Genomic DNA, 13,451 nt, shown 5'->3' on the forward strand with positions numbered 1-13,451 from the left:
GAAATCCTGTGTGCCGACAGGTTTAGCTTGCCTTGACCGGAAGGTCGAGAGGCAGTTCCGAAAGAGAAACAGGTCCATCCACGCCAGTCAAATAGGTCCGGCCCAGGGACATGGCAGTTTCCGTGCCCGAATCGGCCAGAATCATGTGCATGAAGATGACCATGTTTGGCTCGACCACAGCATCATTGCCGCTAAAGGCCATCGGCCAGTCCATCCAGCTCGGTGTAAAACGGGCGCCGAGCGAATAGCCACAGGCATTGAGCCGGTGCGGCAGCATGTTGCGCGCATCCATGGCAGATGCATGAGCATCAAAGATCTCGCCAAAAGTGCAGCCGGTCTGCAGCTTGTTTTCAACGGCGGAGAGGGCCTGGGCACAGGCCTCATGCATTGCCCTGTGCCGGGGAGTTGCGCCCCCGACGGCGACTGTCCGCATCAGCGCCACGTGATAGTGGCGGTAGGTGCCGGCCAGCTCCAGCGTGATCTGGTCCTGCGCCGAAAGCTGGCGGCGGCCGGATTTGTAGCGGCACAGCAAGGCATCGCGGCCAGAGCCGATGATGAACTCATTTCCCGGATAGTCACCACCGCCTTCGAAGATGGCGTTGTGCATCGCCGCCAGAATGCGCCCCTCATCCGCGCCGGGGCGGATTTCATCCAGACCTGCCAGATAGGCGGCATCGGCCAGCCTGGCCGCCTCACGCACGTAAACCAGTTCTTCGGCGCTTTTTATGGCTCTCAGGCGCGGAATGATGTGTGACGCGTCCGAAAGTTCGGCAAAGCTGCGCAGGGCCTCGTCCAGTTCACGGCCAAGCTTTGCAGTCAGTCCGTGAGTGTCATATTCAATGCCGATCCGGGCGCCGAGAAGGTCCATGTCAAACAGCATGTCCTTCAGCTGCCCCACCGGGCTGGCGCCGCCCCGGTCCACCCAGATGCGAATGTCTGTGATGTTGGACGTGTGTTTCGCCTGCCGTTCGTCGGCAGAGCGCGTCAGCAGTACCTTGCGCCCGTCTGCCGTGACCACGAGGCACTGGAAGAAACAGAAGCCGAAGGTGTCATAGCCCGTCAGCCAGTAGGAGCTTTCCTGCGCGAACAGGAGCATCGCATCCAGCTTTTCCTCGCTCATTCGCATCTTGAGCCGCTCGAACCGGCTCTCGAATTCCGCATCCGTGAAATGCAGCGCCATCGGGGTTAGTCTCCTGTCAGCACCAGTGCAGAAATCTGGCGGCCATAGTCGGGCTCCTTACGGTGCGTGGTGCGCCGGTAAGAAAAGAAGCGGGCCTCATCGGCATAGGTGCACAGCCCCAGGCTTTCCGCCCGGCCTGCGCCTGCCGCCTGCAGACGGGCGATGATGAAGGCTTGAAGATCGAACATGAAGTGGTTTTCGCGCCCCGACGTGCCGAAGAAGCGGCCACAGCCGGGAGCCTCGGCCTCGAAGCGCTCGCGGAACTCGGGCCCAACTTCATAGGCTGCCGCCGAAATGCAGGGGCCGAGCACGGCGGTGATGTTCTCCCGCTTCGCGCCCAGCCGTTCCATGGCGGCCAGCGTGTTGTCGAGCACGCCCGTCAGCGCGCCGCGCCAGCCAGCATGCGCCGCGCCGATGACGCGGGCCTGAGGATCGGCAAAGAGTACCGGGCCACAGTCGGCGGTGGATACCCCAATGGCAAGGCCCGGCGTGGCCGTGACCAGTGCATCTGCCGTGCGGTCATCACCTTCGCCAAATGGCTTGCTGACGGTGATGACATCGGGCGAATGCACCTGATAGGGCGAGGTGAGCTGTTCTGGCGCGACGTCCAGCATGGCGGCGACGCGGGCCCGGTTTTCCAGCACATGTGCGCGGTCGTCGCTGGAGCCAAGGCCAATGTTGAGGCTGCCATAGATGCCGGTTGAAACGCCGCCCTGCCGGGTAAAGAACCCGTGGCGTATGACGCCGGGAAGGGTCAGAAGGTCAGCGGTAATCATCAAGCGTCTCCGGAATTTCTATCAGCGTGCGGCGGAAGAGCCTCACTGTCAAACGGGGCAGGAACAAGGCCTGGTTGCGCAATGCACAGCACCTTGAAAAGGTCACCCATTTCCTGAGGTGCAGCCAGCCGCTCCACCTCGCTGCGGATGCGTTCCTGCGTGGCGGCATCCTTGCCCGCACCCAGTTGCCCGGCCCGTTCCAGCAGTCCCAGGCGCAGCAGGAATTCGCCTTGTGTCAGGGGAGGCAACGTCTGCCCCGCCGCGACGGGCGGCGGCTGCCAGCACCTCGAAATCCACATGCGCCGTCAAGTCAGCGAGGCCGGGTTCGGCCAGCACGTTCTGATAGGCGTGGCGGCGCAGCGCTTGCAGTGTATCGCCGGGGGCGGAGCGCAGGTATCCGTAGTCGATGAACAGGGCTGTCCCGCCATGCGCTGCGATTCTGGCAGCAGCTTCTTGCGTAATGGCAGCAGAAAGCGGTGAGGTTTCGAGGATGGCGCCAAGCAGGGCATCTGCGGCGGTCTGGGGAACAGCGGCGAGAGGCAGGCGGCCGGGACCGGTGCCGAAGGCAAGGTCTCCGGCTTCATTCAGACCCACCATCCGCTCGCGCCAGCCATCCGGGGTCTTCACATACTGGTGGATGGGCAGGGCGTCGAAAAACTCGTTGGCGATGAGGATTTGCGGCCCTTCCGGTACCTCTCGCAGACTGGCGTGCCATTGGGGCGCAAGGGGCGCATCTGCCAGCGCTTCGGCCTGCCGCGCCTTCAGCCGGGGGCTGATTTCGACAAGATGCAGGCTTGCTGCGCGCAGGAAGGCAGGGCGCAGCTTGGCCATGCGCAACAGATCCGACATCAACGTGCCACGTCCTGGCCCCGTCTCCACCAGCCGCACGGTCTGCGGCGCACCCATCGCCTCCCAGGCTGAAAGAACGAAAGCGCCGATAAGTTCGCCGAACATCTGGCTTACTTCGGGCGCCGTGATGAAGTCGCCCTTCGCACCAAAGGGCTCTGCGGCTGTGGTGTAATAGCCATGCTGCGGATCGGTCAGGCAGGCGCTCATGTAGGCGGCCACCGTCATCGGCCCTTCCGCAGCAATCTGGCGGATGAGCTTTTCTTTCAGCGGCGATGCGGACGCGGCACCTGCGCTCATGCGGCCTTCGCCTTGCGCCAGCTCCAGACCATCAGGGCAATGCCGGCGATGATCATCGGTCCAGAGAGCATCATGCCCATGGTAAAGCCGCCCGGCAGGAAACCGATCTGAGCGTCGGGCATGCGGAATTCCTCGGCGATGGAACGGGTTATGCCATATCCGGCAGCAAAGGCTCCAGCAAGGAAGCCCGGCTTCTGCAGCAGCCCGAAGCGGTGGGACAGGAGCCGCAGGACGAGGAACAGCAGGATGCCCTCAAGCGCGGCTTCGTAAAGCTGGCTCGGATGGCGCGGAACGTAGCCGCCGGAGGGGAACTCCACCGCCCAGGGCACATCCGTGGGACGGCCCCACAACTCGTCATTGATGAAGTTAGCGAGCCGCCCGAAGAAAAGCCCTATGGGTGCGGCGACGCCAGCGAGATCAAACAGCGTCAGCAGCGGAATGCCACGGGAGCGGGCGAAGAGCACCATGGCAAGCACGGTGCCAGCGAAGCCGCCATGGAAGGACATGCCGCCGTTCCACACAGCGAAGATTTCCATTGGGTTGGCCAGATAGGTCTTCGGATCATAGACCAGTACATAACCAAGCCGCCCGCCCACGATGATGCCGATGGTGCCCCAGGTGACAAAGTCATCGATATCAACAAGGCCGGGCCGGGGAACGGACTGCCACAGCCTGTCCTTCTGCACCGTCAGGCGCATGTAGCGCCAGGCCAGCAGGATGCCCACGATATAGGACAGCGCATACCAGCGCAGGGCGAAAGGGCCGACCTCGAAGATGACCGGGTCAACGGCCGGGAAGGGCAGGGCGAAAACGGGCATGCAGGGTCCAGTGCTGTTGATCCGGGGCGATTTGCCAGCGGCATCAGACCTTGCGCATTCCCCCGATGCGTCAAGGCGCTGCATTGCCGCCTTGAACTTGGAGCAAAAGGTCAATACCTGTGTGACACGGCTTGCAGCATCTGTGCAGGGCAGGCTGACAAGATCTTCAGGAGTGCGTCATGACCCAGGGCCCGAACAGGATTTTCGACGATTTCGCCAAGCTCATGACTGACGCCGCCGGTGTGGCGCAGGGGGCCCGCCGCGAGGTTGAGACCGCTTTCCGCGCTCAGGCCGAGCGTTTCCTGGCCGATATGGACCTGGTGAAGCGTGAGGACTTTGACGTCGCCCGTGACATGGCTGTCCGTGCGCTGGACCAGATCGAGATTCTGGAAGCCCGCATTGCTGCGCTTGAAGCAAAGCTGGCCGAGACCGAGGCAAAGCCCGCGCGCAAGAGCAAATCCGAAGGCTGATCGCATCGGCGGAGGCCTGTGCGAGGAGCGGCTCGGTCAGGCAGCCACCGTCACGATGCCGTGATGCAGCATGCGCCTGAGCGCAGGAAACAATCGTCCACAGGAATTGATTAAAAGGCCGGGCGGGTTTCCTGCTGCATTTGCGAAGGAAAATTATATACTGATTCCAAACAGGGATTCGCACGCGTCTCGAAATGGGCTCTCTTATGGCCCTGCCGCTGGTAGCGGTTCTGACGCGGCCTCTGTTCAGGGGAAGACGCTGGATTTGCGGAAATCCGCCCCTTATCCGGCTCCCGCAAACGGGGAGGATCGCCATGAGCCTCATCGAAATCGACTTTGAACGCCCCGACAATCCCGTCGATCTGATCGAACACGTGGCTGCGCTCAATGAGTGGGCTTTCGAGCGTTCGGACGATGACGAGATCACCATTTCCATAGGCGGATACTGGTGCGACTATCACGTCTCCTTCTCCTGGATGGAGGAGCTGGAGGCTCTGCACCTGGCTTGCGCCTTCGATCTGAAGGTGACTGAGCCGCGCAAGACCGAGGTGATGCGCCTGCTCTCGCTCGTCAATGAGCAGATGTGGATGGGCCACTTCGATCTCTGGAGCAAAGAGAACGTCATCATGTTCCGCCAGTCCCTGCTGCTGGCAGGCGGTGCGGAAGCGTCCGGCGCGCAGATTGAAGGGCTGCTGGCCAATGCGCTGGAAGCCTGCGAGCGTTATTATCAGTCCTTCCAGTTTGTTGTCTGGGCTGGCAAGACGGCGCAAGAAGCGCTGGAGTGCGCCCTGTTTGAAACCGCAGGAGAAGCATGAGTTTTTCAGCTGAACGCCCGTTTGCCGTTGTGGGCGCGGGCAAGATGGGCGGCGCCATGATCGGTGGCTGGATGGCGCGCGGCGTTGATGCCGCAAGCCTTCTGGTCGTTGATCCGGCGCCGTCTGCTGCTCTCGTGGCCCAGCTGGACAGCCACGGTATTGCGCACGCGCCAAAGGTGCCGGAAGGCGTCAAGGCAGGCATGGTGCTGTTGGCCGTCAAGCCGCAGATCATGGGCGATGTGCTGCCGGGGCTGAAGCCTGCGGTGGCTGACGATACGCTGGTGCTGTCGGTTGCTGCCGGCACGCCGGTGCGCACCTTTGAGGCTGCCTTCGGCGATATCGCCGTGATCCGCGCCATGCCGAACACGCCTGCGATGGTGGGCCGGGGCATCACCGCACTCTACCCCAACGCCCGCGTCACGGCAGCACAGCGCGAGACAGCCGGTCGGCTTCTGTCGGCCATTGGTGCCGTCGAGTGGCTGACGTCGGAAGAGCAGATTGATCTTGTGACCGCCGTCTCCGGCTCGGGACCTGCCTATGTATTCCTGCTGGCCGAGTGCCTGGCGGAAGCCGGACGCCGCGCCGGTCTCCCGGCTGATCTTGCCGCCCGCCTTGCCGAAGCAACGGTGAGCGGGGCAGGGGAACTGATGCACCAGTCTGACGATACGCCCGCAACCTTGCGGCAGAACGTCACTTCCCCCAATGGCACGACCGCTGCTGCCCTCTCCGTGCTGATGGCAGAAGACGGCCTGCAGCCGTTGATGGATGCAGCCGTGGAAGCCGCTGCCCGCCGTGCCCGGGAACTCGCCGGTTCCTGATTGGGTTGCCGCATCGCTTGCCTTTGCCTCTTCCATGCGGACAGGATGTGCCTACCTATAAGGGGAACACATCCTGCCAAGGCATCCAAGAAGGAGGCGGACATGGCACCGGAATCAGAAGGCACCGCAGGCAAAACCCGGAAGGCAGGCCGCAAAGCCAGCGCGCGCCCCGACGAGCGCACGATGGCCGTCGAGGCTTTTCTGGGACTGCTGGCCACCCGTTCTTACGCTGAAATTTCCCTGACCGATATCGCAGCCGCCGCCGGGCTGAAGCCGTCCGCGCTGCGGCAAGCTGTTTCCGGCAAGAGCGAGCTTCTGGCTGCTTTTGCCGGACAGGTGGATGCGGCCGTTCTGGATGACCGCGATGACAGCATGTTTGACCAGCCGCCGCGCGACCGGCTGTTCGATGTGCTCATGACCCGGCTTGATGCGCTGGCCCCTCACAAACCGGCGCTCATCCAACTTCGCAAGGACGCCATGCGCGATCCTGCATTGGCCATTTGCCTGAACGGTATTGCCGTTCGCTCGCAGGGCTGGATGCTCGCCGCTGCCGGGATTTCCATCTCCGGAATAAAGGGCCGTCTGGTGCAGCAGGGCCTGGCGGTTTCTTTTGCCCGTGTGCTTGAAACCTTCCTGGAGGAAGAGGACGAAAGTCTGCCGCGGACCATGGCGGCCCTCGACAGGGAATTGGACCGGGGCGAGGACTGGTTGCGTCGGCTTGGAGCCGTGGAGCGGGTGACGCGACCCGTTGCCTGTGGTCTGATCAAGCTCGCAGGCAAGGCCATGTCCCGCCGCAAACACCGGCGCAGCACTGTCGGCTCTGACGATGCGGGAGAGGCTGCAACTCAGCCTGTCTGACGTTATCAGTCACCATAAATGCTTGCGCGGTTGCGCCGGTCGCGGCACTTTGAAGATCCCTTCGCATGGATTTTCCGGAGACCAGCCATGACCCCGAGCGCACCTGCGCAACCGATCAGCTTTGACGATTTCCTGAAGGTGGATATCCGCGTCGGGCAGATCATCGAGGCTGCGCCCTTTCCCGAAGCGCGCAAACCTGCAATCAAGCTGATGATCGACTTTGGCCCGGACATCGGGGTGAAGAAGAGCTCGGCCCAGATCACGAAGCACTATACGCCTGAGGGCCTCGTCGGCCGCCGGGTGCTGGCAGTCGTCAACTTCCCTGCGCGCCAGATCGGCCCCATCCGTTCCGAGGTCCTGACGCTCGGCGTGCCGGATGCAGAGGGGGAAGTCGTGCTGATTGCCCCCGATCACGATACCCCGCTGGGCGGGCGGCTGTTCTGAGGTTTATCCCGGAATGCGGAAGCGGGCTCTGAGGCCGCCGAGCGGGCTTTCCTCAAGCTGGATATCGCCGCCGTGGCTGCGCGCTATGTCGCGGGCGATGGCAAGACCAAGCCCGCTGCCGGAAGCGTCCTGATTGCGGGCTTCGTCCAGCCGGTAGAAGGGGCGGAAGACGTTTTCCCGCTCTTCTTCCGGAATGCCTGGGCCATCGTCGTCGATGACGACTGTCAGCCAGCCGTCCAGATGGCGGCCCTGAATGTCCACGCGCGTGCCGTGCCTTGCTGCATTCATCACAAGGTTGGTAAGGCTGCGTTTCACCGCGTTGCGCCGCATCTCCACTTCCGGCTCGCCGGTGAAGCTGGACGAAACCGTCGCTCCCGAGATTTCTGCCGCTTCCTCCAGTTCTTCCAGCATCAGGGTGATATCTGCTGTCTCCACTGCCTCGCCATTGTCGCCACGCGTGAAGGCGAGATAGTCCTCCAGCATGTTGCTCATCTCGTCCACGTCGCGCTTGAGGCCTTCTGTCTCTGGTGTTTCAGGGATAAGGGCGAGCTGTAGCCGGAAGCGGGTGAGGATCGTGCGCAGATCATGGCTGACGCCGGCCAGCATCGTGGTGCGCTGGTCGATCTGCCGTTCGATGCGCCGGCGCATTTCAATGAAAGCCTGAGCAGCCCGCCGCACTTCGCGTGCGCCGCTGGGGCGGAAGTCATCCACTGGCCGGCCCTTGCCGAAGCCTTCCGCCGCGTTCGCCAGCCGCTCGATGGGCCGGATCTGATTGCGCAGGAACAGCATCGCGATTGAGATCAGCACCAGCGAACTGCCAACCATCCAGACCAGAAAGATATGGGAATTGGATGCATAGGTCTGGCTGTGGCGTGCCACCACGCGCAGCACCTTGTCCTTGAGCTGAATTCGGATCTCGACAAAGCGGGACCGGCCAATGGTATCGATCCAGTAGGGCTTGCCGATGCGTTGGGAAATCTCACGGCTGAGATTCTCGGCAACCAGATCGAAGAAGGCCCTTGGCCGGCGAGGAGGCAAGGGCTCGGGGGCAGGATGGAGACGGACATATCCAGCGTCCGGCTGCCCATTTCCTCGATCAGCCGGTAATCCGGATCCTGGGGGTAGTTCTCCAGCGTATAGACCAGCGCCGCGATCTCACGCACCACCGCCTGCGACAGGCGGAAGGTGACCTGCTGGTAGTGCTGTTCCATGATCACGAAGGCAAGCACGGACTGCAGCAGCACCATGGGCGTGACGATGATGAGCAGCGCACGGGAGAAAAGCCCTTTGGGCATGTGACGGTAGATCCGCCCGGCCACCTTGTCATAGATGAAGGCGAAGGGGACTAGCAGCGGATGCAATAGCTTTCCCGCCAATCTCGCAGCCGGGGCCAGAAATACACCAAGGCCTGCGAAAAGGCTGCGCAGGCGGCTGCGGAGGCGGGCGGGCGCTTCAGTCACAGGCCAGCCTGTAGCCGATGCCGCGCACGGTCTGGAGGTAGATCGGGTTTGCCGGATCATCCTCTATCTTGCGGCGCAGCCGGTTGATCTGCACATCCACAGTGCGCTCACCAAGGCCGCTGTCATCACCGACGATCTTGTGGCGCGGCACCGTGGCGCCGGGCTGCTCGGCAAATATGGTCAGGATCTGGCGCTCGCGGTCGGTCAGGCGGATCTGGCTGTCGCCCCGGCGCAGCTCACCACGTTCCGTCACGAAGACGAAGGGGCCGAAGCGGATTTCCGGCTGGCGGTCTGTCCTGCGGGTCGCGCCCCGCCGCAGGATCGCGGCAATGCGCAGCATCAGTTCGCGCGGGTCGAAGGGCTTGGGCAAATAGTCGTCCACGCCGGCCTCAAGCCCTGCGATCCGGTCTTCTGCCTCGGCACGGGCCGTCAGCATCAGGATAGGCACCGGGCTGTCCGCCCGCAGCGACGTGGCAAGTTCCAGCCCGTTCTCGCCTGGCATCATGATGTCGAGGATCAAGAGGTCAAAGGCAAGGCCAGACAGGCAGCGCCTTGCCTCGGCCGCATTGGCGGCGGTTGTCACCCGGTAGCCGTTCTCCTGCAGCACCCGGCCCAGCAGATCGCGGATGCGGCTGTCATCGTCAACAAGCAGGATATGGATGGCGTTGTCGTCCGGCACCCGTGTCATTGCGTCAAGCCTCCGTATCGGCAAGCTGGGGCGCTGGGCCGCTGCCGGTCTGGGGAATGTTGGAGAGCATGCGAGCCACTTCGGGCCGCCGCTCCGGGTCAATCATCTGGAACAGGAACTGGCGGACGATAGCCGCATCCTGTCCGGGAAGGGCTTCCACAGCCGCATTGATCCGCACGGACTGCAGGGCATCCAGTTTGCGGGAGAGTTTGTGCCCCTTTTCGGTGGTGTGCAGAAGCCGCTGGCGCCGGTCCGTTTCGCCGGGACGCTGGTCGATGAAGCCTTCATCCACCAGCTGTTTCAGCACGCGGCCAAGGCTTTGCTTCGTGATCCGCAGAATGGCGAGCAGGTCCGATACGCGGATGCCCGGATTTCTGTCGACAAAGTGCAGAACCCGGTGGTGGGCACGGCCAAACTCGAGCCCGGAGAGCAGCTGATCCGGGTCTGCGGTGAAGTCCCGGTAGGCAAAGAAGAGCAGTTCGATCAGGTCATAGGGCGTCGATCCGCTGGTCCCGCTGCCTGAAACGGAGGTGCTGTCTTGGGCCATCTGGGGCGCTGCAGGTGCTGTCTTGAAATTTATGTCAGCCATATTGACTTATTTCTGATCGATTGTTACCTGTAGCGGCACCTTGACGAAATGTTCGGTCGCATGCGCCCCCGTGCCGGGTGTTTGTCCGGATCGTACATGGCCCTCAATCCCTTAAGAGAATCCGGGCCCGCCGTCTCGTCAAAACAAGATACCGATTGTTACGGGTGCATGCAAAACCCTGAGCTGGGCCAGAGGCCGGAAACAGGGTTCCCTTCAGTCGGACAAACAGAAGCAGATTGCGCCGGGCGACAAGGCGCGGGAGACAAGAACAATGGCTGGCATTCCCTTTGATCAACGCGATGGTGAAATCTGGTTCGATGGGAAGTTCATTCCCTGGGCCGATGCCAAGGTGCACGTGCTGACGCACGGCCTGCACTATGCCAGCGCTGTATTCGAAGGTGAGAGGGCCTATAACGGCCGGATCTTCAAGAGCGCAGAGCACACCGAGCGCCTGCATGCCTCGGCTGAAGTGCTTGGCTTCGAGATTCCCTATTCCGCCGAAGTCATCAATGCAGCCAAGGAAGAGCTGCTGAAGCGCATGAACCTGGTTGACGCCTATCTGCGCCCGATCGCCTGGCGCGGCAGCGAAATGATGGGCGTTTCGGCCCAGCACAACACCATTCATCTGGCCATCGCGGCCTGGGAATGGCCGAGCTACTTCAAGCCGGAAGAGCGGCTGAAGGGCATCCGCCTCGACATGGCGAAGTACCGCCGCCCGGATCCGGCCACTGCGCCCTTCAAGTCCAAGGCGGCCGGCCTTTACATGATCTGCACCCTGTCCAAGCACGAAGCCGAGCGCAAGGGGTACGCCGATGCGCTGATGCTCGACTGGCGTGGCCAGGTGGCTGAGGCGACCGGTGCCAATGTCTTCTTCGTCAAGGATGGCAAGATCCACACGCCGAAGCCGGACTGCTTCCTCAATGGCATCACCCGCCGCACGGTGATTGATCTTGCCAAGGCACGCGGCTTTGAGGTGATCGAGCGGGTGATCATGCCCGAAGAGCTGGACGGCTTCGAGCAGTGCTTCCTCACCGGCACCGCGGCTGAAGTGACGCCGGTCTCGGAGATCGGGCCGCACAGCTTCACCGTCGGCGAGATCACAAAGACGCTGATGCTCGACTATGACGCGCTGGTGCGTGCTGACCCGGCCAGCCTCAAGGCTGCCGAGTGACGCTGGCTCCAGTTCGCGAATAAGATAAGGGCGGCTGCACCGGATGCAGCCGCCCTTTTTCATTCCGGCACGAGGCCTTTGCTTCAGTGCGGCTTGGCGCCCGGCTGGTGCTGAGCGTGGAAGAGCTTGCCCTTCTCGGCCATCAGCACCCAGCCGATGGCAATGACGCCATAAACGGCACAGGCCAGCGCCATCGGCAGCAGGGTCCCATCGAAGTTCTGGCCGATGATGAAGCCGAGGATGGCACCGCCCAGTGTGGTGGTGAAGCCAATGGCGGAGGAGGCTGTTCCGGCGATGGCGCCCAGCGGCTCCATGGACATGGCGTTGAAATTGGCGCCCATGAAGCCGAAGCTGGCCATGTTGATGGCCATGCACACGGTGAAGATAGCAAGGTTCTCAACACCAGCCAGCGCCAGGGTGACCTGCAGCAGGCCCATGCCGGTGAAAACCAGCACCGCACCATGCGACAGGCGGCGCATGCCGATGATCGTCACCAGCCGCGAGTTCAGGAACGACGCCACGGCCATGGTGATGGCGACGGCTGCAAACACGACAGGAAACCACACGCCGAGATCGAAGATATCGACATAGATCTGCTGCGCCATGGAAATGAAGGCAAAAAGGCCGCCAAAGACAAAGGTTGTCGCCATGGTGTAGCCGACGCTGATGCGTGTCGTTGCCACCTTGAGATAGGCCAGGCAGATGGAGCCGGGTGAAAACCTTTGGCGGGCGTCTTCGGGCAGTGTTTCCGGCAGGCGGAAAGCTGTCCAGACCAGCATCAGGACACCGGCGCCCATGAGCATGCTGAAGATCCAGTGCCACTCGGCAACCAGAAGAATCAACTGGCCGATGGAAGGCGCGACGATAGGCACGGCCATGAAGATCATCATCACCAGCGACATGACCTGCCCCATGCGGCGGCCGGAGTAGCAGTCACGGACGATGGAGACCGCGATGACACGGGTTCCGGCGCAGCCTATGCCCTGCAGCACGCGGGCGATCAGAAGCTGGTCAAGATTGGTGCTGAACAGGGCAAACACGCTGGCTGCGGCGTAGAGCGCGAGACCACCGATGAGAATGGTCCTGCGGCCGAAGGAATCTGACAGCGGCCCGAAGACGAGCTGCGCGCCGCCGAAGCCGATCAGATAGAAGATCAGAATCTGCTGGCGGTCATTCTCGTTGGCAATGCCGAGCGCGTTGCCGATGTCGGGCAGGGCGGGCAGCATGATGTCCATCGCCAGCGCATTCAGCGCCATCAGCGCGGCAACCATGGTGACGAATTCAGCGAAGGACAGCCCAGGATGGGGCGTCTGGCTCGCGCCAGTGTTCCGGGCAAGATCGGACATAGACAAACCTTAGGTATTGTGCGCAATAGCCAGAGGCGCGGCCAGCAGCCTGCGTTCCGGCATGCAAAAATAATCAGTGTTGCCTATCAGTGGTCCAAATTGACCGATCGGTCAACCCCTCGGGAAACGGGAAGCTTCACGTTTCTGGGAGGCTGTCTTGCCAGCGGTTAAGGGCGGCTTCATCCTCGGCCTTGGCGGCAACCCAGCCGCCTGATCCGCCTTCGCGCAGGACTTCCTTCTTCCAGAAGGGGCTCTGGATTTGAGGAAATCCATCAGAAAATCAGCTGCTTCAAACGCGGCCCGCCTGTGGCGCGAGGCGGCGGTGACGAGCACGATCTGTTCGCCAGGCACAATGCGGCCATGGCGGTGAATGACGGTGAGACCGGTCAGCGGCCAGCGCGCCAGCGCCTCGCGGGCGATGCGCTCCAGCTCTTTCTCCGCCATGCCGGGAAAGTGCTCCAGTACCAGCGCTTCCAGCCGCCCGTCCTCATCACGGCAAAGACCTGTGAAGCTGACGATCGCGCCAACATCGGCGCGGCCTTCGGAGAGTTGCCGGGCTTCGGCCTCCGCATCGAAGGGACCGGGCTGGACGATGACGCGCAGAACCGGGCTCATTTTCAGCCACCGGTCATGGGCGGGAAGAAGGCAATCTCGCGCGCACCAGAAATCGGAGCGTCGTGTTCGGCGTGAGTCTGGTCGATGGCAGCACGGATCAGTTCCGGCTCGGCAAAGGCATGGCCATGGGCATCGTCGATGGTCTGCAGCCAGTTGATCAGGCCGCCCACTGTGGTCACGCTGTCCGGCAGGGTGATCTCTTCCTGCTCCACGCCGGTCCGCTCGCGCACCCAGGCAAAGTAACGGATGATCATGTG

13 protein-coding genes and 3 pseudogenes are annotated in these 13,451 nt (G+C 62.5%); 6 read left to right on the forward strand and 10 right to left on the reverse strand.

Annotation, left to right across the window (positions count from 1 at the left end; translation table 11 throughout):
• Positions 1-22 precede the first annotated feature (22 nt).
• The 4 genes and pseudogenes from ACQB61_RS03890 to lgt all read right to left on the reverse strand — a co-directional run bounded on the left by ACQB61_RS03890 (position 23) and on the right by lgt (position 3,920).
• The gene (locus ACQB61_RS03890; protein WP_430511568.1) at positions 23-1,180 is read right to left on the reverse strand and encodes a M24 family metallopeptidase; all 1,158 of its coding nucleotides are present in this window, start codon (positions 1,178-1,180) and stop codon (positions 23-25) included.
• Positions 1,181-1,185: 5 nt separating this feature from the next.
• Entirely contained in the window at positions 1,186-1,959 is a 774-nt protein-coding gene (gene pgeF, locus ACQB61_RS03895) for a peptidoglycan editing factor PgeF (RefSeq protein ID WP_430511569.1), read from the reverse strand.
• Positions 1,956-3,102 (reverse strand): annotated as a pseudogene (locus tag ACQB61_RS03900) (class I SAM-dependent methyltransferase). The gene pgeF and the pseudogene ACQB61_RS03900 overlap by 4 nt, the downstream one beginning before the upstream one ends.
• On the reverse strand, positions 3,099-3,920 hold the full coding sequence (gene lgt / locus ACQB61_RS03905) for a prolipoprotein diacylglyceryl transferase (protein WP_430511570.1): 822 nt from the start codon (positions 3,918-3,920) through the stop codon (positions 3,099-3,101). The pseudogene ACQB61_RS03900 and the gene lgt overlap by 4 nt, the downstream one beginning before the upstream one ends.
• A gap of 179 nt (positions 3,921-4,099) precedes the next feature.
• On the opposite strand from lgt, the gene ACQB61_RS03910 reads away from it, so the two are divergent.
• From ACQB61_RS03910 to ACQB61_RS03930, 5 genes are all read left to right on the forward strand, one after another.
• Positions 4,100-4,390 carry an accessory factor UbiK family protein gene (locus tag ACQB61_RS03910; RefSeq protein ID WP_430511571.1) on the forward strand — a complete coding sequence of 97 codons (291 nt, stop codon included), beginning with the start codon at positions 4,100-4,102 and terminating at the stop codon, positions 4,388-4,390.
• Between the two features lie 314 nt (positions 4,391-4,704).
• Entirely contained in the window at positions 4,705-5,205 is a 501-nt protein-coding gene (locus tag ACQB61_RS03915; RefSeq protein ID WP_019963954.1) for a YbjN domain-containing protein, read from the forward strand.
• The gene (proC, locus tag ACQB61_RS03920) at positions 5,202-6,023 is read left to right on the forward strand and encodes a pyrroline-5-carboxylate reductase (protein ID WP_430511572.1); all 822 of its coding nucleotides are present in this window, start codon (positions 5,202-5,204) and stop codon (positions 6,021-6,023) included. Before ACQB61_RS03915 ends, proC begins: the two co-directional genes overlap by 4 nt.
• Before the next feature lie 102 nt (positions 6,024-6,125).
• Entirely contained in the window at positions 6,126-6,881 is a 756-nt protein-coding gene (locus tag ACQB61_RS03925) for a TetR/AcrR family transcriptional regulator (protein WP_430511573.1), read from the forward strand.
• Positions 6,882-6,968: 87 nt separating this feature from the next.
• Positions 6,969-7,325, forward strand: a complete 357-nt coding sequence (locus ACQB61_RS03930) for a tRNA-binding protein (protein ID WP_430511574.1) — start codon at positions 6,969-6,971, stop codon at positions 7,323-7,325.
• Between the two features lie 3 nt (positions 7,326-7,328).
• Here ACQB61_RS03930 and ACQB61_RS03935 read toward each other — a convergent pair.
• The 3 genes and pseudogenes from ACQB61_RS03935 to ACQB61_RS03945 form a co-directional block, all read right to left on the reverse strand.
• Positions 7,329-8,620, reverse strand: a pseudogene (locus tag ACQB61_RS03935) (ATP-binding protein).
• 157 nt (positions 8,621-8,777) lie between these two features.
• Positions 8,778-9,473 (reverse strand): response regulator, encoded by a 696-nt coding sequence (locus ACQB61_RS03940; protein ID WP_430511575.1) that lies wholly within the window; start codon positions 9,471-9,473, stop codon positions 8,778-8,780.
• Positions 9,474-9,477: 4 nt separating this feature from the next.
• The gene (locus ACQB61_RS03945) at positions 9,478-10,020 is read right to left on the reverse strand and encodes a MarR family winged helix-turn-helix transcriptional regulator (protein WP_430511576.1); all 543 of its coding nucleotides are present in this window, start codon (positions 10,018-10,020) and stop codon (positions 9,478-9,480) included.
• 313 nt (positions 10,021-10,333) lie between these two features.
• Between ACQB61_RS03945 and ACQB61_RS03950 the strand changes: the two genes are divergently transcribed.
• Complete coding sequence (locus ACQB61_RS03950; RefSeq protein WP_430511577.1) at positions 10,334-11,233, forward strand: branched-chain amino acid aminotransferase; 900 nt, start codon at positions 10,334-10,336, stop codon at positions 11,231-11,233.
• A gap of 83 nt (positions 11,234-11,316) precedes the next feature.
• Here ACQB61_RS03950 and ACQB61_RS03955 read toward each other — a convergent pair whose 3' ends face one another.
• From ACQB61_RS03955 to moaD, 3 genes and pseudogenes are all read right to left on the reverse strand, one after another.
• Positions 11,317-12,579, reverse strand: coding sequence for a multidrug effflux MFS transporter (locus ACQB61_RS03955; RefSeq protein WP_430511578.1), 1,263 nt, complete (start codon positions 12,577-12,579; stop codon positions 11,317-11,319).
• A gap of 136 nt (positions 12,580-12,715) precedes the next feature.
• Positions 12,716-13,194, reverse strand: a pseudogene (locus ACQB61_RS03960) (molybdenum cofactor biosynthesis protein MoaE).
• Positions 13,195-13,196: 2 nt separating this feature from the next.
• Entirely contained in the window at positions 13,197-13,448 is a 252-nt protein-coding gene (gene moaD / locus ACQB61_RS03965) for a molybdopterin converting factor subunit 1 (protein WP_430511579.1), read from the reverse strand.
• Between the last annotated feature and the right edge of the window lie 3 nt (positions 13,449-13,451).

Origin of the sequence: Pannonibacter phragmitetus (assembly GCF_050510895.1) — a bacterium.
GTDB classification, from domain to species: domain Bacteria; phylum Pseudomonadota; class Alphaproteobacteria; order Rhizobiales; family Stappiaceae; genus Pannonibacter; species Pannonibacter phragmitetus_B.